The sequence below is a fragment of the Rhodanobacter sp. C06 genome (assembly GCF_002001105.1).
Classification (GTDB): Bacteria; Pseudomonadota; Gammaproteobacteria; order Xanthomonadales; family Rhodanobacteraceae; genus Rhodanobacter_A.
The window spans coordinates 93679-114521 of the sequence record NZ_MUNP01000070.1; the positions used below are offsets into that span (position 1 = coordinate 93679).

Annotated in this window: 17 protein-coding genes; 10 read left to right on the forward strand and 7 right to left on the reverse strand. The window is 68.6% G+C overall.

Annotated features, from left to right (window positions below; all coding sequences use genetic code 11):
- Nucleotides 1-97: 97 nt before the first annotated feature.
- From B0E52_RS15250 to pilH, 8 genes are all read left to right on the forward strand, one after another.
- Nucleotides 98-1306, forward strand: a complete 1209-nt coding sequence (locus tag B0E52_RS15250; RefSeq protein ID WP_077485205.1) for a cupin domain-containing protein — start codon at nt 98-100, stop codon at nt 1304-1306.
- Nucleotides 1303-1812 carry a hypothetical protein gene (locus tag B0E52_RS15255; RefSeq protein ID WP_254426826.1) on the forward strand — a complete coding sequence of 170 codons (510 nt, stop codon included), beginning with the start codon at nt 1303-1305 and terminating at the stop codon, nt 1810-1812. Before B0E52_RS15250 ends, B0E52_RS15255 begins: the two co-directional genes overlap by 4 nt.
- A gap of 399 nt (nt 1813-2211) precedes the next feature.
- Nucleotides 2212-5049: a 2-oxoglutarate dehydrogenase E1 component gene (locus B0E52_RS15260; RefSeq protein ID WP_077485207.1), complete on the forward strand. Its 2838-nt coding sequence runs from the start codon at nt 2212-2214 to the stop codon at nt 5047-5049.
- An 82-nt stretch (nt 5050-5131) separates the two neighbouring features.
- The gene (gene odhB, locus B0E52_RS15265; protein WP_077485209.1) at nt 5132-6316 is read left to right on the forward strand and encodes a 2-oxoglutarate dehydrogenase complex dihydrolipoyllysine-residue succinyltransferase; all 1185 of its coding nucleotides are present in this window, start codon (nt 5132-5134) and stop codon (nt 6314-6316) included.
- Nucleotides 6317-6453: 137 nt separating this feature from the next.
- A complete protein-coding gene (gene lpdA / locus B0E52_RS15270) occupies nt 6454-7878 on the forward strand; it encodes a dihydrolipoyl dehydrogenase (protein ID WP_077485211.1) in 1425 nt (474 codons plus the stop codon).
- 292 nt (nt 7879-8170) lie between these two features.
- Nucleotides 8171-8767: a TIGR00730 family Rossman fold protein gene (locus B0E52_RS15275; RefSeq protein WP_077485213.1), complete on the forward strand. Its 597-nt coding sequence runs from the start codon at nt 8171-8173 to the stop codon at nt 8765-8767.
- A gap of 14 nt (nt 8768-8781) precedes the next feature.
- Nucleotides 8782-9777, forward strand: coding sequence for an acryloyl-CoA reductase (locus B0E52_RS15280; RefSeq protein WP_077485215.1), 996 nt, complete (start codon nt 8782-8784; stop codon nt 9775-9777).
- 69 nt (nt 9778-9846) lie between these two features.
- Nucleotides 9847-10212, forward strand: a complete 366-nt coding sequence (gene pilH, locus B0E52_RS15285; protein WP_077485217.1) for a twitching motility response regulator PilH — start codon at nt 9847-9849, stop codon at nt 10210-10212.
- A gap of 73 nt (nt 10213-10285) precedes the next feature.
- On the opposite strand, the gene B0E52_RS15290 is transcribed toward pilH, so the two are convergent.
- Together B0E52_RS15290 and B0E52_RS15295 are read right to left on the reverse strand one after the other, a co-directional pair.
- Nucleotides 10286-11194: a J domain-containing protein gene (locus B0E52_RS15290; protein WP_077485344.1), complete on the reverse strand. Its 909-nt coding sequence runs from the start codon at nt 11192-11194 to the stop codon at nt 10286-10288.
- A gap of 102 nt (nt 11195-11296) precedes the next feature.
- Nucleotides 11297-11740: an Hsp20/alpha crystallin family protein gene (locus B0E52_RS15295; RefSeq protein ID WP_077485219.1), complete on the reverse strand. Its 444-nt coding sequence runs from the start codon at nt 11738-11740 to the stop codon at nt 11297-11299.
- Between the two features lie 125 nt (nt 11741-11865).
- On the opposite strand from B0E52_RS15295, the gene B0E52_RS15300 reads away from it, so the two are divergent.
- Together B0E52_RS15300 and B0E52_RS15305 are read left to right on the forward strand one after the other, a co-directional pair.
- Nucleotides 11866-12351: a peroxiredoxin gene (locus B0E52_RS15300; protein ID WP_077485221.1), complete on the forward strand. Its 486-nt coding sequence runs from the start codon at nt 11866-11868 to the stop codon at nt 12349-12351.
- Nucleotides 12352-12458: 107 nt separating this feature from the next.
- Nucleotides 12459-12872, forward strand: coding sequence for a DoxX family protein (locus tag B0E52_RS15305; RefSeq protein WP_077485223.1), 414 nt, complete (start codon nt 12459-12461; stop codon nt 12870-12872).
- Between the two features lie 27 nt (nt 12873-12899).
- On the opposite strand, the gene B0E52_RS15310 is transcribed toward B0E52_RS15305, so the two are convergent.
- From B0E52_RS15310 to gyrA, 5 genes are all read right to left on the reverse strand, one after another.
- Complete coding sequence (locus B0E52_RS15310) at nt 12900-15296, reverse strand: TonB-dependent siderophore receptor (protein WP_139351716.1); 2397 nt, start codon at nt 15294-15296, stop codon at nt 12900-12902.
- Between the two features lie 94 nt (nt 15297-15390).
- On the reverse strand, nt 15391-16404 hold the full coding sequence (locus tag B0E52_RS15315) for a FecR domain-containing protein (RefSeq protein WP_077485225.1): 1014 nt from the start codon (nt 16402-16404) through the stop codon (nt 15391-15393).
- Nucleotides 16404-16958: a sigma-70 family RNA polymerase sigma factor gene (locus B0E52_RS15320; protein WP_077485226.1), complete on the reverse strand. Its 555-nt coding sequence runs from the start codon at nt 16956-16958 to the stop codon at nt 16404-16406. The genes B0E52_RS15315 and B0E52_RS15320 overlap by 1 nt, the downstream gene beginning before the upstream one ends.
- Nucleotides 16955-17974: a DUF535 family protein gene (locus B0E52_RS15325; RefSeq protein WP_168174201.1), complete on the reverse strand. Its 1020-nt coding sequence runs from the start codon at nt 17972-17974 to the stop codon at nt 16955-16957. The genes B0E52_RS15320 and B0E52_RS15325 overlap by 4 nt, the downstream gene beginning before the upstream one ends.
- Nucleotides 17975-18159: 185 nt before the next feature.
- Nucleotides 18160-20769: a DNA gyrase subunit A gene (gene gyrA / locus B0E52_RS15330; protein WP_077485229.1), complete on the reverse strand. Its 2610-nt coding sequence runs from the start codon at nt 20767-20769 to the stop codon at nt 18160-18162.
- Nucleotides 20770-20843 lie beyond the last annotated feature (74 nt).

The following is a 20843-nucleotide window of genomic DNA, read 5'->3' on the forward strand; positions in this document are numbered from 1 at the left end:
TTCCTCGCTCCTCAAAGCAGGGCCATCCATGGCCCTTCCCCGCGTCCACAAGTGGGAGAGGGAGAAAGCAGCATCCCCTCCCCTCTACAATGTGCGCATGAAACGCGCCCCCTCTCCCCGCAAACCCTCGTTGCCCATCGAAGTCCGCGGCTCCGCCCGCCAGCCGCTGGGCATGCCGCCCGCGCAGTTCCTGCGCGACTACTGGCAGAAGCACCCGCTGCTGATACGCAACGCCTTTCCCGATTTCGTGCCGCCGATCCAGCCCGAGGACCTGGCCGGTCTCGCCTGCGAGGAAGGTGCGCTGTCGCGGCTGATCCGCCACGACGAGGCGCGCGAGCGCTGGCAGGTGAAGAGCGGCCCGCTCAGCGAGGCCGACTTCGCGAAGACCGGCGACGCGAACTGGACGCTGCTGGTGCAGGACGTGGACAAGTGGGACGCCGACGTGGCCGCACTGCTGGAGTCGTTCGCGTTCCTGCCCAGCTGGCGGGTGGACGACATCATGATTTCCTACGCCGAACCCGGCGGCGGCGTGGGCGCGCACGTGGACCAGTACGACGTGTTCCTGCTGCAGGGCCTGGGCCAGCGGCACTGGGCGATCAGCACCGACCCGGCCGCGCCGAAGGATTTCCGCCCCGACGTGGAGCTGAAGCAGTTGGCGCAGTTCGAGCCCACCCACGAATGGCTGCTGGAGCCGGGCGACATGCTCTACCTGCCGCCCGGCGTGCCGCACGACGGCGTGGCCTTCGGCGGACCCTGCATGACGATCTCGGTGGGCATGCGCGCGCCCTCGCAGGCGGAGCTGACCGGCGACCTCGCCGATTACCTCGCCGAACGGCTGCACGAAGAGCAGCGCTACGCCGACCCCGATCTCACCCCGGCCAAGGCGCCCGGCGAGATCGACGCGGCGGCGCTGGCGCGGCTGCGCCGGGCGCTGCCGTTCGCCGCCGCGCTGGACGAGGACAGCCTGCGCGACTGGTTCGGCCGCTTCATCACCCGCTACCGCAACGCGCATACGCCAGCCACACCCGACCGTCCCGTCAGCGAGGCCGCCTTGCGCAAGCAGCTCGCCGCCGGCGCGCGCCTGCTGCGCCACCCCTGGTCGCGCATGGCGTGGAGCCGCGGCCCTTCCGGCGCCACGCTGTATGCAAACGGCCAGCCGTGGGCCGCACCACCCGCGCTCGCGAAGCAGTTGTGCGCCGAACGCGAGCTCGTCGTCGATGCCGCGCCGTCAGCCGCGGCCCTCGCCCTGCTGCTGGCGCTGGTCAACGAGGGCCATCTGGTGGCGCGCAAGGCACGCCGGCGGTGAACGCGCCGGTCGTTGACAGCGACGACGCCGGGCGCCGCGTGATCGACGGCCGCGAGGTACTGGCCGCCGCACGGTTGCAGTTGCTGGCCGCCGCGCGCCACCGGCTGGCGTTGCACCTGCCTCTGCTGGGCCGCGAGGATTATGGCAACGATGCGGAACTGGTCGAACTGAAACGCATCGCCACCTCCGGCCGCCGCGCGGAGATCCGCATCCTGTTGCACGAGCCGGCCGGCGCGCTGCGCGACGGCCACCGGCTGATCGCGCTGTTCCAGCGCCTCTCCAGCGCCATCGCCATCCGTACGCCGATCGAGGATGCGGATCGCCAGAACGCCAGCGCGTGGCTGGTCAACGACACCGGCGGCCATCTCTACCTGCCCGACGCCAGCCGGCCGCGGGGACGCATGGCGCTCGCCGACCGCGCCGCGCAGGCGCCGCTGCAACAGCAGTTCGACGAGATCTGGGAGCGCTCCGCCCGCGCCGGCGAGTTGCAGGCGCTGGATTTGTAGCGGTCGCTGAACGCGCGGCCGGCGACCGCGCGCAGGCCGCGGGCGCCGGATAAGGAAGCTCTAATCAATCGGCTTCATGCTCGCCGTCCCCGTGGGGAGCTTTGCCGCGGCCCGAAGCGGGTCACCCAGTGCCTTTGCGCTCAATGGTCTACAGGCACCGGATCCCGGCTTTCGCTGTCATGGCGAACAAAACCAGAGCTTCCCGAAATGTCGCCGCATGCCGGTTGCGACCAAAGTCGGTCTCCCGACCGGGTGAATTCCGGCTAAGGAAGCCCCATTCCGGACTCGGCCGGGTTGCCGCGGCGCAGCAGCCCAAGGCTATAATTAACAGGATTTTTCGCCGGCGATCCGCGCTGTCGAAGGATCGCCGCAAGCCTCCCTTCCCCTGCCGGTGGTGACGTGAGTACAAACCTGATCCGCGAGTTCTTCGAATCCTCCCAACTCGCTGGCGGCAACGCCGATTACGTCGAATCCCTGTACGACGCCTGGCTGACCGACCCCGCGTCGGTGTCCGCCGAGTGGAGCAAGTATTTCGAGACCTTCAAGGGCCGCGAGGCCGGCGACGTCCCGCACGGCGGCGCCATCGCGCGCATCGAGGCGGCACAGAAGCAGCGCCACGTCGCGGCGGCCGCGCCGGTCGGCGACGAGCACGCGCGCAAGCAGGCCGGCGTGCTGCGCCTGCTGACCGCCTACCGTTCACGCGGCCACCTCGCCGCCGACCTCGATCCGCTCGGTCTGGCGCACAAGATGGAGGCTCCCGACCTCGGCCTCGCCTTCCACGGCCTGTCCGAATCCGACCTCGACACCGAGTTCGACTGCGGCACCTATGCCGGCGGCGGCCAGCGCCTGAAGCTGCGCGAGCTGTGGACACGCCTGAAGAAGGTGTACACGCGCAGCATCGGCGCGGAGTTCATGTACATCTCCGACCACGCGCAGCGCAACTGGATCTACACCCGGCTGGAGCAGGCCAATGGCAGCGCCGGCCTCGACGCCGCCGGCAAGCGGCGCGTGCTGGACGGCCTCACCGCCGCCGATGGCCTGGAGCGCTACCTGCACACCAAGTACGTCGGCCAGAAGCGCTTCTCGCTGGAAGGCGGCGACAGCCTGATCCCGATGCTGGACGACGTGGTGCGCGCCGCCGGCGACAACGGCATCAAGGAGCTGGTGATCGGCATGGCCCACCGCGGCCGCCTCAACGTGCTGGTCAACATCCTGGGCAAGCCGCCGAAGACCTTGTTCGACGAGTTCGAGGGCCGCTTCGAGCATCCGGACGACCCCGCGCACTCCGGCGACGTGAAGTACCACATGGGTTTCTCCGCCGACGTCAAGACGCCCAAGGGCGGCACCCACGTGGCGCTGGCGTTCAATCCCTCGCACCTGGAAATCGTCAATCCGGTGGTGGCCGGCTCGGTCCATGCGCGCCAGATCCGCCGCGGCGATACCGCGCAGACCCAGTCGATGGCCGTGCTGATCCACGGCGACGCCGCGCTGGCCGGCCAGGGCGTGAACATGGAACTGTTCCAGATGTCGCAGGCCCGCGGCTTCAAGATCGGCGGCAGCCTGCACATCGTGGTGAACAACCAGGTGGGCTTCACCACGTCGAACCCGCAGGACGCGCGTTCCACGATGTACTGCACCGATCTGGCCAAGATGGTCAACGCGCCGGTGCTGCACGTGAACGGCGACGATCCGGAGGCGGTGATCGAGGCCACCCGGCTCGCCTACGACTTCCGCAAGACCTTCCGCAAGGACGTGGTGATCGACCTGGTGTGCTACCGCCGCCATGGCCACAACGAGGCCGACGAGCCCACCGCCACCCAGCCGGTGATGTACCAGGTCATCAAGAAGCTGCCGCCGGCCCGCGAGCTGTACGGCAAGCAGCTGGTGGCCGAAGGCGTGATCGCCGACGGCGACGTGCAGAAGCAGTTCGACGCCTACCGCGACCGCCTGGAAGCGGGCAAGCCGATGACCGAGCTGGACCCGGCGCCGAAGCGCGACATCCACATCGACTGGGCGCGCTTCCTCAAGGGCAAGCTGTCCGACCAGACCGACACCACGCTGCCGAAGAAGAGGCTGGTGGAGCTGGCCAAGCAGTTGCTGGACATCCCCAAGGACATCACCTTGCAGTCGCGCGTGGCGAAGATCTACGACGACCGCCGCAAGATGGCCGCCGGCGAGCAGGCCGGCGACTGGGGCTTCGCCGAGAACCTCGCCTACGCCAGCCTGGTCGACGCCGGCAGCAACCTGCGCCTGGTGGGCCAGGACTCCGGCCGCGGCACCTTCTTCCATCGCCACGCCGTGCTGCACGACCAGAAGGACGGCCGCACCTTCATGCCGCTGGCCACCATCCGCGACGGCGCCAACGTGGAAGTGATCGACTCGCTGCTCAGCGAGGAAGCGGTGATGGCCTTCGAATACGGCCACTCCACCACCGATCCCGACACGCTCAATATCTGGGAAGGCCAGTTCGGCGACTTCGCCAACGGCGCCCAGGTGGTGATCGATCAGTTCATCAGTTCCGGCGAATCGAAGTGGAACCGCCTGTGCGGTCTGGCGTTGTTCCTGCCGCACGGCTACGAAGGCCAGGGTCCGGAGCACTCCTCCGCGCGCCTCGAGCGCTTCCTGCAGCTGTGCGCGTTCGACAACATGCAGGTCTGCGTGCCGACCACGCCGGCGCAGGATTTCCACATGATCCGCCGGCAGATGCTGCGCGACGTGCGCAAGCCGCTGATCGTGATGACGCCGAAGTCGCTGTTGCGCCACAAGCTGGCCGTGTCGACGCTGGACGAGCTGGCCAACGGCAGCTTCCAGCTGGTGATAGGCGAGCACCGCGAGCTGGCCGCGAAGAAGGTGAAGCGCGTGGTGCTGTGCGCCGGCAAGGTCTACTACGACTTGCTGGAGGATGCCGAGAAGCGCGGCCTCGCCGACGTGGCGATCGTGCGCGTGGAGCAGCTCTACCCGTTCCCGCGCGCGGAGGTCTCCGCCGAGCTGGACAAGTACCCGGCCGCGAAGGAAGTGGTGTGGTGCCAGGAGGAGCCGATGAACCAGGGCGCCTGGTTCCAGATCCGCCACCACCTGCAGGCCTGCACGGGCCCGAAGCACAGCCTCTCCTACGCCGGCCGCGCGCGCTCGCCGGCGCCGGCCGCCGGCCACCTCAACACCCACGTCGCCGAGCAGGCCGCGCTGGTCGAGCAGGCGCTGGTCGCGCCGATCGGCACCGACCACTCCGCGGAGTAAGCTTCAACGCATTGCGTGGCCATGGATGGCCGCTTTCGATTCTTGCGCTCCAGGGCGAGCGCACCAACCCCAAGGGTCCGTCATGTCCATCGAAGTCAAAGTCCCCGTCCTGCCCGAGTCGGTCTCCGACGCCACCATCGCGACCTGGCACAAGAAGGCCGGCGATGCGGTGAAGCGCGACGAGAACCTGGTCGACCTGGAAACCGACAAGGTGGTGCTGGAAGTGCCGGCCCCGGTCGACGGCGTGATCAAGGAGATCAGGCAGGAGACCGGCGCCACGGTGAAGAGCCAGCAGGTGATCGCGGTGATCGAGGAAGGCGCCGTGGCCGCCGCGCCGGCTCCGGCGGCCGGAGCCCCCACGCCCGCCGCCGCTACTCCCGCCCCGGCCGCGACCAAGGCTGCCGCCGCCGAGCTCTCGCCCGCCGCGCAGCGCGTCGCCACCGAGAACAAGGTCGACACCTCCGCCATCGCCGGCACCGGCCGCGACGGCCGCATCATCAAGGAAGACGTGGTCAACGCGGGCACGCCGAAGGCTGCCGCACCGGCCGCGAAGCCCAGCCCTGGCGCACGCCCGGAAGAACGCGTGCCGATGACCCGCATGCGCGCCAAGATCGCCGAGCGCCTGATGCAGTCGAAGAACTCGATCGCCATGCTCACTTCGTTCAACGAGGTGAACCTGGCCGCAGTCAGCAAGATGCGCAAGGATCTCGGCGAGCAGTTCCAGAAGGAACACGGCGTCAAGCTGGGCTTCATGAGCTTCTTCGTCAAGGCGGTGGCCGAGGCGCTGAAGCGCTACCCGGTCGTGAACGCCTCGGTCGACGGCAACGACATCATCTATCACGGCTACCAGGACATCTCGATCGCGGTGTCCACCGACAAGGGCTTGGTGACCCCGGTGCTGCGCAACGCGGAGAACATGAGCTTCGCCGACGTCGAGAAGGCGATCGCCGACTACGCGCAGAAGGCGCGCGCCGGCAAGCTGACCCTTGAAGACCTGCAGGGTGGCACCTTCACCATCACCAACGGCGGCACTTTCGGCTCGCTGCTCTCCACCCCGATCGTGAACCCGCCGCAGAGCGCGATCCTCGGCATGCACACGATCAAGGAGCGCGCGATCGTCGAGAACGGCCAGGTGATCGCCGCGCCGATGATGTACATCGCGATCAGCTACGACCACCGCATCATCGACGGCAAGGACGCGGTGCTGTTCCTGGTCGACATCAAGAACCAGCTCGAGAACCCGCACAAGATGCTATTGGGCATCTGAGCCCTCGAGCCCCTCTCCCGTCGGGAGAGGGGTTGGGGTGAGGGTCCGGCATCGCCGCAACGCCTCGCTCCGCACGTACCCTCACCCGCCCCTTGGGCACCCTCTCCCGACCGGAGAGGGACAAAGCGAGAAACGACATGAGCGACAAATTCGACGTCATCGTCATCGGCGCCGGCCCGGCCGGCTATGTGGCCGCGATCCGCGCCGCACAGATGGGCCTGAAGACCGCCTGCGTGGACGCGTTCGCCGGCAAGGACGGCAAGCAGGCACTCGGTGGCACCTGCCTCAACGTGGGCTGCATCCCGTCCAAGGCGCTGCTCGACTCCTCGCGCCAGTTCCACAACCTCACCCACAACTTCGACGTGCACGGCATCAGCGCCGACAACGCGCGCATCGACGTGCCGACCTTCATCGGCCGCAAGGACAAGATCGTCAAGCAGTTCACCGGCGGCGTGGCGCAGCTGTTCAAGGCGAACAAGATCACGCCGTACTTCGGCACCGGCAAGCTGTTGAAGGGCAACAACGTCGAGATCACCGGTCCCGACGGCGCCAAGCAGACGATCAGCGCGACCAATGTGATCCTCGCTTCCGGCTCGGTGCCGATCGAGCTGCCGTTCGCGAAGTTCGACAACAAGATGATCCTCGACAACGCCGGCGCGCTCGACCTCGCCGAGGTGCCGAAGCGCCTCGGCGTGATCGGTGCCGGCGTGATCGGCCTGGAACTGGGCAGCGTGTGGAAGCGCCTCGGCGCCGACGTCACCATCCTCGAGGCGCTGCCGGACTTCCTCTCCGTCGCCGATGCCGACGTGGCCAAGGTGGCCGCCCGCGAGTTCGCCAAGCAGGGCCTGACGATCAAGCTCGGCGCCAAGCTGACCAAGGCCGAGATCAAGAAGAATGAGGTTACCCTCACCTACGAGGACAAGGATGGCGCGCACGAACTCGTCGTCGACAAGCTGCTGGTCGCCGTGGGCCGTCGCGCCTACACCTCCGGCCTGCTGGCCGACGACACCGGCGTGAAGCTGGATGAGCGCGGCCGCATCGTGGTCGACGAACACAACCACACCGGCGTCGATGGCGTGTGGGCGATCGGCGATGCCGTGCGCGGCCCGATGCTGGCGCACAAGGGTTCCGAGGAAGGCGTGGCGGTGGCCGAGTGGATCGCCGGCAAGGCCGGCCACGTCAACTTCGACACGATTCCGTGGGTGATCTACACCGAGCCGGAAATCGCCTGGGCCGGCAAGACCGAGAAGGAACTGAAGGACGCCGGCATCCCGTATAAGGTCGGCAGCTTCCCGTTCGCCGCCATCGGCCGCGCCGTCGCGATGAACGAGGCGGTCGGCCAGGTGAAGATGCTCGCCCACGCCGAAACCGACCGCATCCTCGGCGTGCACATGGTCGGCCCGGGCGTCTCCGAGCTGATCGCCGAGTGCGTGGTGGCGATGGAGTTCAAGGGTTCGTCCGAGGACCTCGCCCGCATCGTCCATGCGCACCCGACCCTGTCGGAAGCCGTGCATGAGGCCGCGCTGTCGGTGGACAAGCGCGCCATCCACAAGGGCAACTGAGGGCAGGATGACCTCATCCCGGACAGCGCAGGGATGTGCGTTGATCCGGGATCGAGCGGTCCGCTCGTGGAAACATGGCGGGCCGCTTGCATTCACTGCCGTCATTCCGGCGCAGGCCGGAGGAGCTTCACAACAGCGAAGCTGGTCATCCAGTTCAAATGACGCGTCCGAAGGACACAAAGTCTTTTTGAGCGCTTTGCACAGCGTATTGAAACTGGATGACCAGCCTCCGGCTGTTGAAAAACACCTCCAGCCTGCGCCGGAATGACGAGCGAAAAGCGAGCTGATCGCCATGACCCAACCCACCTCCCTTTGCGTCTACTGCGGCTCCAGCGCCGGCAGGCACCCCGAATACGCCGAACAGGCGCGCGCCTTTGGCGCGGAGATGGCCAGGCGCGGCATCGCGCTGGTCTACGGCGGCGGCAAAGTCGGCCTGATGGGCACAGTGGCCGACGCCGTGTTGGCTGGTGGCGGCAGGGTGGTCGGGGTGATTCCGCGCCAGCTGGTGGAGCTCGAGGTGGCGCATCCGGACCTGAGCGAGCTGGTGGTGGTCGAAACGATGCACCAGCGCAAGACGCGCATGTACGAATTGTCCGACGCCTTCGTCGCCCTGCCCGGCGGCTTCGGCACCATGGACGAGATGTTCGAGATGCTGACCTGGGCCCAGCTCGGCCTGCACCGCTACCCCTGCGCCTTCCTCGACGTGCGCGGCTACTACCACGACCTGCGCACGATGATGGACCACATGGTCGACGAGGGTTTCGTGCGGCCCGGCCAGCGCGACAGCGTGTGGTTCGGCGACTCGATGGCCGCGCTGTTCGACTGGATGGGCACCTACGACGGCGGCAGCGCGTCCCGCGTGATCGGGCCGGCCAGCGTCAGGGCCTGAGCCGAGGAATCGACATGACCAGCTTTCGCGCCTTCCGCATCCACCACGACGCCGCCGGCCATCGCGCCGGCATCGAGCGCATGGACACCGACGCGCTGTCGGCCGGCGAAGTGCTGATCAAGGTGGCTTGGTCCTCGGTGAACTACAAGGACGCGCTGGCCGGCAGCGGCAAGGGCCGCATCCTGCGCCAGTACCCGCTCAACGGCGGCATCGACGTGGCCGGCCACGTGGTCGCTTCCACCGATCCGAAGTTCAAGGAAGGCGACGCGGTGCTGTGCACCGGCAGCGGCCTGTCCGAGACGCGCGACGGCGGCTACGCCGAATACGCGCGGCTGGACGCGCGCTGGACGATCCCGCTGCCGCAAGGTCTTTCGCTGCGCGAGAGCATGATCCTGGGCACCGCAGGCTTCACCGCGGCGCTGGGCCTGCTGCACATGCAGGACAACGGCCAGACGCCCGCGCTGGGCGCTATCGCCGTCACCGGCGCCAGCGGCGGCGTGGGCCAGCTCGCGATCGACATCTACAGCCGTGCCGGCTACGCGGTGCATGCGATCAGCGGCAAGGCCGACCACTTCGATTTCCTGAGGTCGCTGGGCGCCGCCGAATGCATCGACCGCCATGCGCTTGCCTTCAGCGGCAAGCCGATGGACTCGACCCGCTTCGGGGGCGCGCTGGACAACGTGGGCGGCGCCATGCTGGCCGGCCTGCTGCCGCTGATCGCCCCCTATGGCAACGTGGCGATCTGCGGCAACGCCGGCGGCATCGCCTTCGACGGCACGGTGATGCCCTTCATCATCCGTGGCGTGAACCTGCTCGGCGTGGCCTCGGCCGGCACCGCGCGCGCCCTGCGCGAGCGCGTCTGGGAGAAGCTCTCCGGCGATTGGAAACCGCGCCACCTGGAGCGCATCGCCACCCGCGAGGCGACGCTGGACGAGCTGCCCGGGGTATTCGGCCGCATGCTGGCCGGGGACTCCTTCGGCCGCACCGTGGTGCGCATCGCCGCAAACTGAGGCCTGCGGCTTGGAAGCACCGCGCCGCAGGCATAGAATCCACCGAAACAACAAGGGGACACCCACCTTATGGCACGCATCCTGATCGTCGACGATTCGCCGTCGCAGCTCCTGGGCCTGAAGCGCATCGTCGAGAAGCTCGGCCACGAGGCCCTCACCGCCGAGGACGGCGCCGCCGGCGTCGAGGTGGCCAAGCGCGAGATCCCCGACCTGATCCTGATGGACGTGGTGATGCCGAACCTCAACGGCTTCCAGGCCACCCGCACGATCAGCAAGGACGCCAGCACGGCGCATATCCCGGTGGTGCTGGTGACCACCAAGGACCAGGAAACGGACAAGGTGTGGGGCATGCGCCAGGGCGCGCGCGCCTACGTCACCAAGCCGATCAAGGAAGAGGAACTGGTGGCCACGCTGAAGGAATTGCTGCCGGCCTGAGTCGGGTTCCGCAGGCATCAACGAAGAACGGCGCCTCGCGGCGCCGTTCTTCGTTGATGCCTGCCGACCACGCTCAGTGGCGCGGATCGTACTCCGCGAACTGCGCGCGCAGCGCCTCCCAGGCCGCACGCTGCTCGTCGCTGCTCGTGGCGGGCACGCGGATCGACAGCTCCACCAGTTGGTCGCCCGGATGCGCGCCCGGCATGCCGCGCCCCTTCAGGCGCAGCTTGCGCCCCGACTGCGAGCCGGCCGGAATGCGCAGGTCCACCGTGCCGGCCAGGGTCGGCACCGGCACCGTGGCGCCCAGCGCCGCTTCCCACGGGCTGACCGGCAACACGTGCAGCACGTTGTGGCCTTCCAGCTTGAAGCGGGCGTCGTCGCGTATGCCCACTTCCAGCAGCAGGTCGCCGCTCGGGCCGCCGTGGCCGCCGGGATGGCCCTGCCCCGCCAGCCGGATCACCTGCCCCGGCTGGATGCCGGCGGGGATCTTCACTTCCAGCACGCGCTCCTCGCCGCGGCCGTCGTGCAGCGACAGCCGGGTGCGGCCGCCGTCGAACGCAGTCTGCAGGTCGATCTCCACCCTGGCCTGCACGTCGTGTCCGCGCCGCGCGCGCGGCTGGCCGCGCTGGCCATGCCCGCCGCCGGCGGCACGGCCGAACAGGCTCTCGAAGAAATCGCTGAAGTCGCCGTCGCCACCGAAATCGGCATGCTGCCCATGTCCCTGGCCCCAGCCCGGTGGCGGCCGGAACTGCTCGCCACCGCGGTAGCCGCCGGCGCGCAACTGGTCGTAGGAACGACGCTTCTCGGCGTCCAGCAGCACTTCCTGCGCCTCGTTGGCGGCCTTGAACTTCTCCTCGGCGCCGGCTTCCTTGTTCTTGTCCGGGTGGTACTTGCGCGCCAGCTTTCGATAGGCGGTCTTGATCTCCGCCTCGCTGGCCTCGGGCTTCACGCCGAGGATCTCGTAATAGTCTTTGAATTCCACCGACACTCCTTGGGCCCAAGCCGCGTAGCGGCCGCATCACGCCAAACGGCCCACGGCGGATCATCGTCCGCCGCGGGTCGCGCCTGCAAGCCGCAGGCGTGGTCAGTGGGCCGTGTCGATCACGATGCGGCGCGGCGCGCTCTCGGCCTTCTTCGGTATCAGGATCTCCAGCACGCCATGCCGGTTGCTGGCGGTGATGTGCTCGGCGTCGACGCTGTCGGGCAGCGCGAAGCGGCGATGGAACGGACCGTGCGACCGCTCCTGCCGCGAGAAGCGGCCGGACGCATCGGCCGGCTCGGCCGCGCGCTCGCCGCTGATCGACAGCACGTTGCGGTCCATGTTCACCTCGATCGCCGCGGGATCGACGCCGGGGACGTCGGCGCGGATGACGAAGCGCCCGTCTTCCTCGCGGATGTCGACGCGCGGTGCCCACGACGCCGTGCCGGTCGGCTGGCTGCCGTCGGACTCCGCGAAACGGTCGAACGCATGGCGAAACGCCTGCGCGTCGCGCGGCAGACCCCACATCACATGATGGTTCAGGCTCATCGGGAAACTCCTCAGCATGGATTGCGGCACGCTGCCGCCTGCCGACAGAAATAGGTGCAGCGGGCGGCGATTCAAGGTCATTGCAGCTAGCATCGGCGGGTTGCCACTGCTTCAGGGAGCACGCCATGAGCATCCAGATCGGCCAGCCACTGCCCGACATCGAGATCAAGACCATTGCCGACGGCCGCATCGAACCCGCCCGCACCGGTGCACTGTTCGCCGGCCGCAAGGCGGTGCTGTTCGCCGTGCCCGGCGCCTTCACCCCGACCTGTTCGGAGAAGCACCTGCCGGGCTATGTGCAGCATGTCGGGGAATTCCAGGCCCGAGGTGTCGACGTGTTCTGCGTTGCCGTCAACGACGCCTACGTGATGCAGGCCTGGGCCGCCGCCCAAAACGTGCCGCCCGGCCTGCAGCTGCTCGCCGACGGCAACGCCGAATTCACCCGCGCGCTGGGCCTGGAACGGGACGGCAGCGCCTACGGCATGGGCCTGCGTGCGCGCCGCTTCGCGCTGTACGCGGAGGATGGCGTGGTGCGCCAGCTGCATGTCGAGGCGCCGGGCGAGTTCCGCGTCTCCAGCGCGGAGGCGATGCTGGCGGCGCTGGCCGGCTGAACCAGGCCGCCCGGGCAACGGCGTATAGTCCGGCGCGTCGCGCCGATGCCGGGCCGACCGCGGCCCGCCTCGCCTGCCGCGCCATCCGTCGTTCGAGGGGAATCGCCATGCGCTACGCCTTGCTCGAAAGCCAGCGGGACACGCTGCTGCTGGTCGCCCGCATCCTGATGATGCTGCTGTTCGTGCTGTTCGGCTGGGAAAAGCTCACCGATTTCGGCGGCACCAGCGCCTACATGGCGGCCGAGGGCCTGCCGCTGCCCGCAGTGGCCGCGGCCGTGGTCATCCTGATGGAGTTCTTCGTGGGCCTGGCGATCGTGCTCGGTTTCTGGACGCGGCCGCTGGCGCTGCTGCTGGCCTTGTACACGCTGGGCACCGCGCTGATCGGGCACCACTACTGGACGATGACCGGCGCCGAGCACATGGCCAACATGATCAACTTCTACAAGAACCTCTCGATCATCGGCGGCCTGTTGCTGCTTTGCCTCACCGGCCCCGGAAGGTATTCGATCGACCGCCGGTAAACGCTGCACGCGGCCGCCGTGGAGCGCTCAGAAATCCCGGCTGCCGCTCAGCAGCACGCTGCGCCCGCGGTGCAGCGGCACGAAGGTTTCGTCGAACTGGACATCGTGCAGGTTGCGGTCGAACAGGTTGCGCACGCCCAGCGTCATGCTCCAGCGCGCAGCCTGGTACGAAAGGTTCGCATCCACGCGGGCCTGCCCCGGTATCGCGAAATACGCCGAACCGTCCGACAGCTGGCCGCGGCTCGCGCTGCGCGCCAGCACGCCGCCGGCGATGCCCCAGCCGCGCAGCGACCCGCGCTGGATGCGGTAGCTGGCCCACAGGTTGAAGCGCTGCCGCGGCGTGCCGGTGGGCTGCGAGCCGTCGTGGTTGCGCACCATCGCGTCGCTCCAGGCGGCGCTGAGGTCCAGCCCCGGCGCGGGTCGGCCGTTGAACTCCAGCTCGATGCCGCGGTTGGTCTGCCCCGGGCCGGGAATGCCGAAATACGGTGGCTTGGACGAGCTGAGGTCCGTGCTGTGGTCGAGCATGATGCGGTAGGCCGCCACGGTGAGCATGGCGCGCTGGTCGAACAGCATCAGCTTCGCCCCCGTCTCCAGCTGGCGTGAGTGCGAGGGCAGCAGCGGCTGGCCGTTCTTGCCCAGCACTTCGTCGGCCTGGAAGCCGCTGGTGGCGCTGGCATACAGCGACAGCAGCGGCGTGAGTTTGTACAGCAGCCCGGCGTTCGGCACCCATTGCGACTTGTGCTGGGTCGTAGGATTGCCATTGGCATCCTGGGTCGTGAGCTCGTAGGTGGTGCGCCGCAAGGCCAGCAGGGCGTTCCAGCGCTCGCCCAGCGCAATCTGGTCCTGCAGGAACAGTGCGTGGTCGATCGACCAGGGATCGCCGGGAAAGTGCATGTCGAAGCCGTTGCCCGGGCCGGTCACCGACGCGACCGATGGCAGCGGCGGACTGGCATACAGGTTGTACACGGCTTGCGCGGGCGTGCCGAACACGTCGTCGAGACTGCCGGACTGTGCCCGCGAATAATCGAAGCCCGCGACCAGCACATGCCGGACCGTACCGCTGCCGAAACGCCCCACCACGTCGTTCTGCACGGTGTAGAACGCATCGCCGTAACGGAACCGTTCGGCCAGCGCCTGCGCATCGCCGTTCGGCGAGAAGCCGGCGAGGTTCCATTCCTGCACCGCGGAACCCTGGCGCACGTACTGGCCGCGGCTGCGGAACGTCCAGATCGTATCGAAGCGGTGCTCGAACGCATACGACAGCCGCGTGGTGCGGAACAGCGAATGGTCGCCCGGGTTGCCGATCATCAGGCCCGGCGGCGTCGCGCTGGACAGGCTGCCGCCCGGCATCACCGCATAGTCCGGAATCGGCTCGCGCCGCACGATGCGCTCGGCGGAAACCACCAGCTTGTTCGTCTCGTCGCGCCAGCCGATCGACGGCGCCAGGTAGCCGCTGCGCTGGCCGCGCCGGCCCTGGCGGCTGCGGTCGGCATACTCTCCGGAGGCGACCAGGCGATACGTCCAGTGCCCGCTCTTGCCCAGCACGCCGCCCAGGTCGACGCCCAACTGGCTGTCGCCGTACTGGCCCAGCGCGAATTCGAGCCGGCGCACCGGCAGCGCCGTCGGCTGCTTCATCACCAGGTTGATCAGGCCGCCGAAATTGTTGCTGACCGAGGCGTCGCCGATGATCGCCTGCGGCCCCTTCAGCACCTCGACGCGCTCGATGCCGATCAGCGGCGGGAAGTCGCCGTAGGAGACGATGCTGTTCGGCAGGCCGTCGATCATGCCGTTGCCGACCTGGAAGCCGCGCACCAGGAACACCGGCAGCGCGTCCGCGCCGTCCAGGTATTGCACGCCGGCCACGTTGCGCACGGCGTCGGCCACGCTGCGGGCCTGCTGCGAATCCAGCAGCGCGTGCGGCACCTCGCTGACCGAGGCCGGCAGTTCGAGCAGGTCGGTGTCGATGCGCGTGGCGCCGCTGGCGATGTCGACCAGGTAGCCGCCCTCGTCGACCACACCGGTGGCGACCACCGGCGCCAGCTGCCGGACATCGGCTTGCGCGGCGGATGCCCCGGCCGGTCCGGCCCCGTTCGCGCCGCTCGGCAGCGGCTTCACCACCACCGTGCCGGCATCGACAAAGCGGTAATCCAGCCCGGTGCCCGCCAGCAAGCGATCGAGCGCCACCGCCGCCGTGCAGTCGCCGCTGACCCCGCGGGAACGCACGGCATCGACCCGCCCGCCCGCTGTGAGCACCTGCACGTTCGCCTGCCGGCCGAACGCGATCAGCGCGGTGGAAAGCGCCTGCGGCGGTATCGCGAAATGCAGCGCGGCCGCAGCGACGGCATGGCCCGGCGCGGCCGCGGCACCGAATGCGACCATCGGCAGCAGCCCACCGATGGCTGGCAGCAGGGCGAACCGGCTCATGGCATCCGCTTGTCCCGGGCGAAAGCGACAAGTGTGGCATGCGTCGGGGCCGAATGCAGCGGGGGCGCCTCCGCCGCGCAGACGCCGGTAGCGGTCAACGTTGCTGCGATGCCTGTCCGTTCGCGGATAGCGTCACCGCGTGCTCGCCCATCTGCACCTGCAGCGGGAATACCTGGGGCAAGGCGCGCAGCCAGCCGTCGATCTCGTCGGTGCGGACCGTGCCGGTGAAGCTGAGACCGCCCAGGCTGGCGCCGTCCATCCGTACCGGCCGGCGGCTGTAACGGTTGACGTTGGCGATCACCACCGCCAGCGGTTCGTCGACGAATTCCAGCCGGTCGCTGCGCCAGCCGATCGCCTGCTCCGGCGTGACCGTGCCCAGGCTCAGCATGCGCGCGGCCGGATCCCAGGCCACGCGCTGGCCGGCCGCCGCGTCGAGGTTGCGGCCCGGCGTCGACGCATCGCCCGGTTCGGCGACCCGCACCTGACCTTGGGTGACGGCCACTGCCACCCGGCCGCCGGTGCGGCGCACGTCGAAGGCGGTGCCGATGTCGCGCACCGTGATGTCGCCGGCGGCAACCTCGAACGGGCGCTGTGCGTCGTGCACGACCTGGAAATATGCCTCGCCCGCCTCCAGTGCCACCTGGCGCTCGCCCCGGCTGAAGCGCACGCTGACGCGGCTGGCGCCGCCCAATGTCACCTGGCTGCCATCCGCCAGCACGATGTCGCGGTTCTGCCCGGTGGCGCTCGCATAGGTCACCGGCGCGCCAACACCACCCGCGAGCCGATCCCACAGCAGGAAGCCGATGCCGAGCGCCAGCGCCAGCACGGCCGCCGCCGCCGCCAGCGGCAGCCAGTTGCGCCGGCGCGGCGCAACGGCAGGTGCGAACTCGTCCAGCAGCCGGCGGCGCGCGGTCGCATCCAGCGTGCCCAGCCGCTCGCCGAACGCGCTGACATATTCGAAGGCCGCGAGATGGCGCTCGTCCTGCGCCGTCCAGTCCAGCCATTGATCCATGGTGGCCTCGGCACCGTGCGGATCGCGCAGGCGCGTCCACCAGTCGGCGGCGGCGAGCAGCAGTTGTTCGTCGGCATGTTTGGGGGTGTGGGCCATCACGGCATCTCTCGTTCTTCCACGCGCGCGCGGCAATGCGCCAGCGCACGGGTGACGTGGTAGCGCACCATGCGGGCGCTGAGTTTCATGGATTGCGCGATCGTTTCGAAATCGCGCCCCTCGATCGCGTGCAGCACGAAGGCGCGGCTGGTCTTGGGCGGCAGTTCGCGCAGCGCCGCCTGTAGTTCGCGCCACTGTTCGGCCGCCGCCACCTGACGTTCGGGCACCGGCGCGAGGTGCAGTTCCGGCGTCGGCTCCATGACTTCATCCATGGGTGGCGCCTCGCGCAACTTGCGCATGCGCAGGCGGTCCACCGCGAGGTTCGCCGCGATGCGGAACAGGAAGGCGCGCAGCGAATCGATCTGCTCGGGATGCTCCAGCGTGAGCATGCGCACGTAGGCTTCCTGCGCCAGCTCCTGCGCGTCGGCCAGCGAACCGAGCCGGCATTGCAGGAAGGCCAGCAGCGCGCGGTTGTGCTCGCGGAACAGCGCGGCCACCCGGGTCGCATGCCCCGGCAGTGTCGCGATCTCGTCGATGGGATTGCGCTGGTTCATGAGGCTTCCGCACAGACTCCCTGGAACAGGTGACGGGTGCTCGGCAATCCGGTTCCTTGCGCGCGCTGCCGATGGTGTTCCGGCAACGCGCCCAGCGCCGCGATCAGCAGGTGCTCGGCCTCCGTGCGCAGCGCTTCGCGCTTGCGGAACGCGGAACGGTGCTGGCTGGGCACCTCCGCCGCGGTCTTGCGCTCCGGCTCCAGCGGCAACTCGTACCAGCCGCCGTCGACCGCCCGGCCCTGCTGCTCCTGCCAGAACGCATCGTAATCCGCCACGAAGCGGCGGCGCGCATTGCGCAAGGGATGGGCCGCATTGCCGACTGCCAGCACTCGCGCGAGGCCCCAGTGTCGCGCCAGCGCGCAGGCCAACGCCAGCATCAGGCACTTCGGACGCAGGCCGTGCAGCTGGCGCGTGAGCTCGCGCACCGCGTCGCGGGCCTCGCTGCCGTCCGGCCCCTGGATGCAGCCGATCGCCAGCGTGCGCTCATCGGTCACCGTGACCACGATGCGGTACAGCGGATGGCAGCGTTCGTCGCTGAGCTGGATGCCGAGCTCGCCCTCGCAGCCGAGGAAGATCGGCGGCCGCAGGCTGAGGATCAGCCGGCTGCCGTCTTTCAACGTCAGCAGGCCCAGCGGCGCACCGCCCTCCGCGTAGACCGCGCGGAACAGCGGCGCCGGCATCGCCGCGAGCACATGGCGGTAATGCTGGCGGATCGCCCGCAGGCGCTGGTGGCGATTCCAGCCCAGGTTGAGGTAGCGGTGGAAGTGGCGCTCCTGCATGCGCGGATCGCGGCGCCGGAACGTGCGCAGCAAAGGGTTGCCCTCGACGAAGGCGAGGTAGTCCGCCTGTTCCCGCAGCACCAGCAGGCAGCGGGCGAGGTACTTGGCCGCCATCAGCGCCCGCTTGCCCGCGTCGCCGCGCCAGTCGTGGCGGCCGCGCAGCGAGCGCAGGAAGTGCATCGCCGTCGATGTGGGTTCGACTGCGTGCCGCGGCGCCGGCCGAACGGCCAGGCGCATGGCGTCGGCCATACCGTGCAGGGAGTGTTCCATTTCGTTCAAGGTCGTCGGCTCGCAGCGATCACATCAGCTGCAGGACGTTTGCGGCCCGGGAAATTGAAACGGCGGCGCGCCCGTCGCGTGCCCCGCATGCGAGAAGCCCCGGACCAGGCCGGGGCTTTTCATCGTGCAACGTCAGGCGCGGATCAGGTTTCGTCCGTGCCCGCGTCCGGCGCCGCACCACCTTCGGGCGACACATCGCCAGCCGCCGATCCGGCCTCCTCGCCGTTGTCCTCTTCGGCCTCCAGCCGCACCACGCTGACCAGCGCTTCCTCGGCCGGCAGGCGGATCAGGGTGACGCCCTGGGTGTTGCGGCTGAGCTGCGACACCTCGGCCACGCGGGTACGCACCAAGGTGCCCTTGTCGGAGATCAGCATCAGCTCGTGTGCCTCGGTGACCTGCACCGCGGCGACCAGCGCGCCGTTGCGTTCGGAGCACTGGATGCCGATCACGCCCTGGGTGCCGCGACCCTTCTTCGGGAACTCGTCGAGCTGGGTGCGCTTGCCGTAGCCGCGCGCGGTGGCGGTGAGAATGTCACCTTCGGCCGCCACGATCAGCGAGACCACTTCCTCGCCCTCGGCCAGACGCATGCCGCGCACGCCGGTGGCGGTGCGGCCCATCGAGCGCACGGTGTTCTCGTCGAAGCGCACCGTCTTGCCGTTGGAGGCGAACAGCAGGATGTCGCTGTTGCCGTCGGTGAGCTCGACGTTGACCAGCGCGTCGCCCTCGTCCAGCTTGATCGCCTGCTTGCCCTTCTGCAGCTGGAACGCGAACTCGGTGAGCGGAGTCTTCTTCACCGTGCCGTGCCTGGTGGCGAAGAACACGTAGCAATCGTCGCTGTACTCGCGTACCGGCAGGACCGCCTGCACCTTCTCGCCCGCGGCCAGCGGCAACAGGTTGATGATCGGCTTGCCGCGCGCCCCCGCACCCGCCTCCGGCATCTGGTAGACCTTGAGCCAGTACACGCGGCCGGTGCTGGTGAAGGTGAGCAACGTGTCGTGGGTGTTCACCACCCACAGCTGCTCGACCACGTCCTCGTCCTTCAGCGCCGAGGCCGAGCGGCCCTTGCCGCCGCGCTTCTGCGCGCGATACGCGCTGGCCGGCTGGCGCTTGACGTAGCCGGTGTGCGACAGCGTGACCACCATGTCTTCCGGCGCGATCAGGTCGAGCACGTTGAGATCTTCCTGCGAGTGCTGGATCTCGGTGCGGCGCGCATCGCCGAATTCGTTCTTGACCGCCTCCAGTTCCTCGCGGATCACCGCGAGCAGGCGCTCCGGGTTCTCCAGAATCTCGATCAGGCCGCGGATGACGGCGAGGATCTCGCGGTATTCGTCGGAGAGCTTTTCCTGCTCCAGGCCGGTCAGGCGATGCAGGCGCATCGCGAGGATTTCCTGCGCCTGCACCTCGGACAGCTGGTAACCCTCGGCCTTGAGGCCGTCGCGCGGGTCCATGTCCTCCGGCCGCGACGCCTCGGCACCAGCGGCGGCAAGCAGCGCACCCACCATGCCCGGCTGCCACTTGCGTGCCAGCATGCGTTCGCGCGCCTCCTGCGGCGAGGCCGAATTCCTGATCAACTCGATCATCTCGTCGATGTTCGCGAGCGCGACGGTCAGGCCTTCCAGGATGTGCGCGCGGGCGCGTGCCTTGCGCAGCTCGAAGATGGTGCGGCGGGTCACCACCTCGCGGCGGTGGCGGATGAAGGCCTCGAGGATGTCCTTGAGGTTGAGCAACCGCGGCTGGCCGTCCAACAGCGCCACCATGTTGATGCCGAACGTCACCTGCAGCTGGGTTTGCTGGAACAGGTTGTTCAACACCACGTCGGCCATCGCGTCCTTGCGGATCTCGATGACGATGCGCATGCCGTCCTTGTCGGACTCGTCGCGCAGCTCGCTGATGCCCTCGAGCTTCTTTTCCTTGACCAGCTCGGCGATCTTCTCGATCAGCCGCGCCTTGTTCACCTGATACGGCAGTTCGTGGACGAGGATCGTCTCCCGGCCGTTGCTCTCGGTCTCGATCTCGGTCTTCGCGCGTACCAGGATGCGGCCGCGACCGGTGCGGTAGGCCTCGACGATGCCGGACGAGCCGTTGATGATGCCGGCGGTGGGGAAATCCGGCCCCGGTATGTAGTGCATCAGGTCAGCGATCGACAGCGTCGGCTCGTCGATCAGCGCGATGGTCGCAGCCACCACTTCGTTGAGATTGTGCGGCGGCACGTTGGTGGCCATGCCCACCGCGATGCCGGCCGAGCCGTTCACCAGCAGGTTCGGCACGCGCGTCGGCAGTACCAGCGGCTCGTGCTCGCTCTCGTCGTAGTTCGGGCCGAAGTCGACGGTTTCCTTGTCGATGTCGGCAAGCAGTTCGTGGGTGAGGCGCGACATGCGCACTTCGGTGTAACGCATCGCCGCCGCGTTGTCGCCGTCGACCGAACCGAAGTTGCCTTGGCCGTCGACCAGCATGTAGCGCAGCGAGAACGGCTGGGCCATGCGCACGATTGCGTCGTACACCGACGCGTCGCCGTGCGGGTGGTATTTACCGATCACGTCGCCGACCACGCGGGCCGACTTCTTGTAAGGCTTGTTCCAGGCGTTGCCCAGCTCGTTCATCGCGAACAGCACGCGGCGATGCACCGGCTTCAGGCCGTCGCGCACGTCCGGCAGCGCGCGGCCCACGATCACGCTCATCGCGTAGTCGAGATAGCTCTGGCGCATCTCGTCTTCGATGTTGACGCGGATGATTTCTTTGGCGAGTTCTGCCATCAATCGGCTTCCCTGTTGAACGAGGAGGAACGCGTCGCGCCGTGCTCGCGGACACGCGAAAATCAACCCGACAA

Excerpts from the sequence above, each read along its gene's own strand:
- B0E52_RS15250 (WP_077485205.1), top strand. The coding sequence starts at position 98 with ATGAAACGCGCCCCCTCTCCCCGCAAACCCTCGTTGCCCATCGAAGTC.
- odhB (WP_077485209.1), top strand. The coding sequence starts at position 5,132 with ATGTCCATCGAAGTCAAAGTCCCCGTCCTGCCCGAGTCGGTCTCCGAC.
- lpdA (WP_077485211.1), top strand. The coding sequence starts at position 6,454 with ATGAGCGACAAATTCGACGTCATCGTCATCGGCGCCGGCCCGGCCGGC.
- B0E52_RS15275 (WP_077485213.1), top strand. The coding sequence starts at position 8,171 with ATGACCCAACCCACCTCCCTTTGCGTCTACTGCGGCTCCAGCGCCGGC.
- B0E52_RS15280 (WP_077485215.1), top strand. The coding sequence starts at position 8,782 with ATGACCAGCTTTCGCGCCTTCCGCATCCACCACGACGCCGCCGGCCAT.
- pilH (WP_077485217.1), top strand. The coding sequence starts at position 9,847 with ATGGCACGCATCCTGATCGTCGACGATTCGCCGTCGCAGCTCCTGGGC.
- B0E52_RS15295 (WP_077485219.1), bottom strand. The coding sequence starts at position 11,740 with ATGAGCCTGAACCATCATGTGATGTGGGGTCTGCCGCGCGACGCGCAG.
- B0E52_RS15300 (WP_077485221.1), top strand. The coding sequence starts at position 11,866 with ATGAGCATCCAGATCGGCCAGCCACTGCCCGACATCGAGATCAAGACC.
- B0E52_RS15305 (WP_077485223.1), top strand. The coding sequence starts at position 12,459 with ATGCGCTACGCCTTGCTCGAAAGCCAGCGGGACACGCTGCTGCTGGTC.
- B0E52_RS15310 (WP_139351716.1), bottom strand. The coding sequence starts at position 15,296 with ATGAGCCGGTTCGCCCTGCTGCCAGCCATCGGTGGGCTGCTGCCGATG.
- B0E52_RS15315 (WP_077485225.1), bottom strand. The coding sequence starts at position 16,404 with ATGGCCCACACCCCCAAACATGCCGACGAACAACTGCTGCTCGCCGCC.
- B0E52_RS15320 (WP_077485226.1), bottom strand. The coding sequence starts at position 16,958 with ATGAACCAGCGCAATCCCATCGACGAGATCGCGACACTGCCGGGGCAT.
- B0E52_RS15325 (WP_168174201.1), bottom strand. The coding sequence starts at position 17,974 with ATGCGCCTGGCCGTTCGGCCGGCGCCGCGGCACGCAGTCGAACCCACA.
- gyrA (WP_077485229.1), bottom strand. The coding sequence starts at position 20,769 with ATGGCAGAACTCGCCAAAGAAATCATCCGCGTCAACATCGAAGACGAG.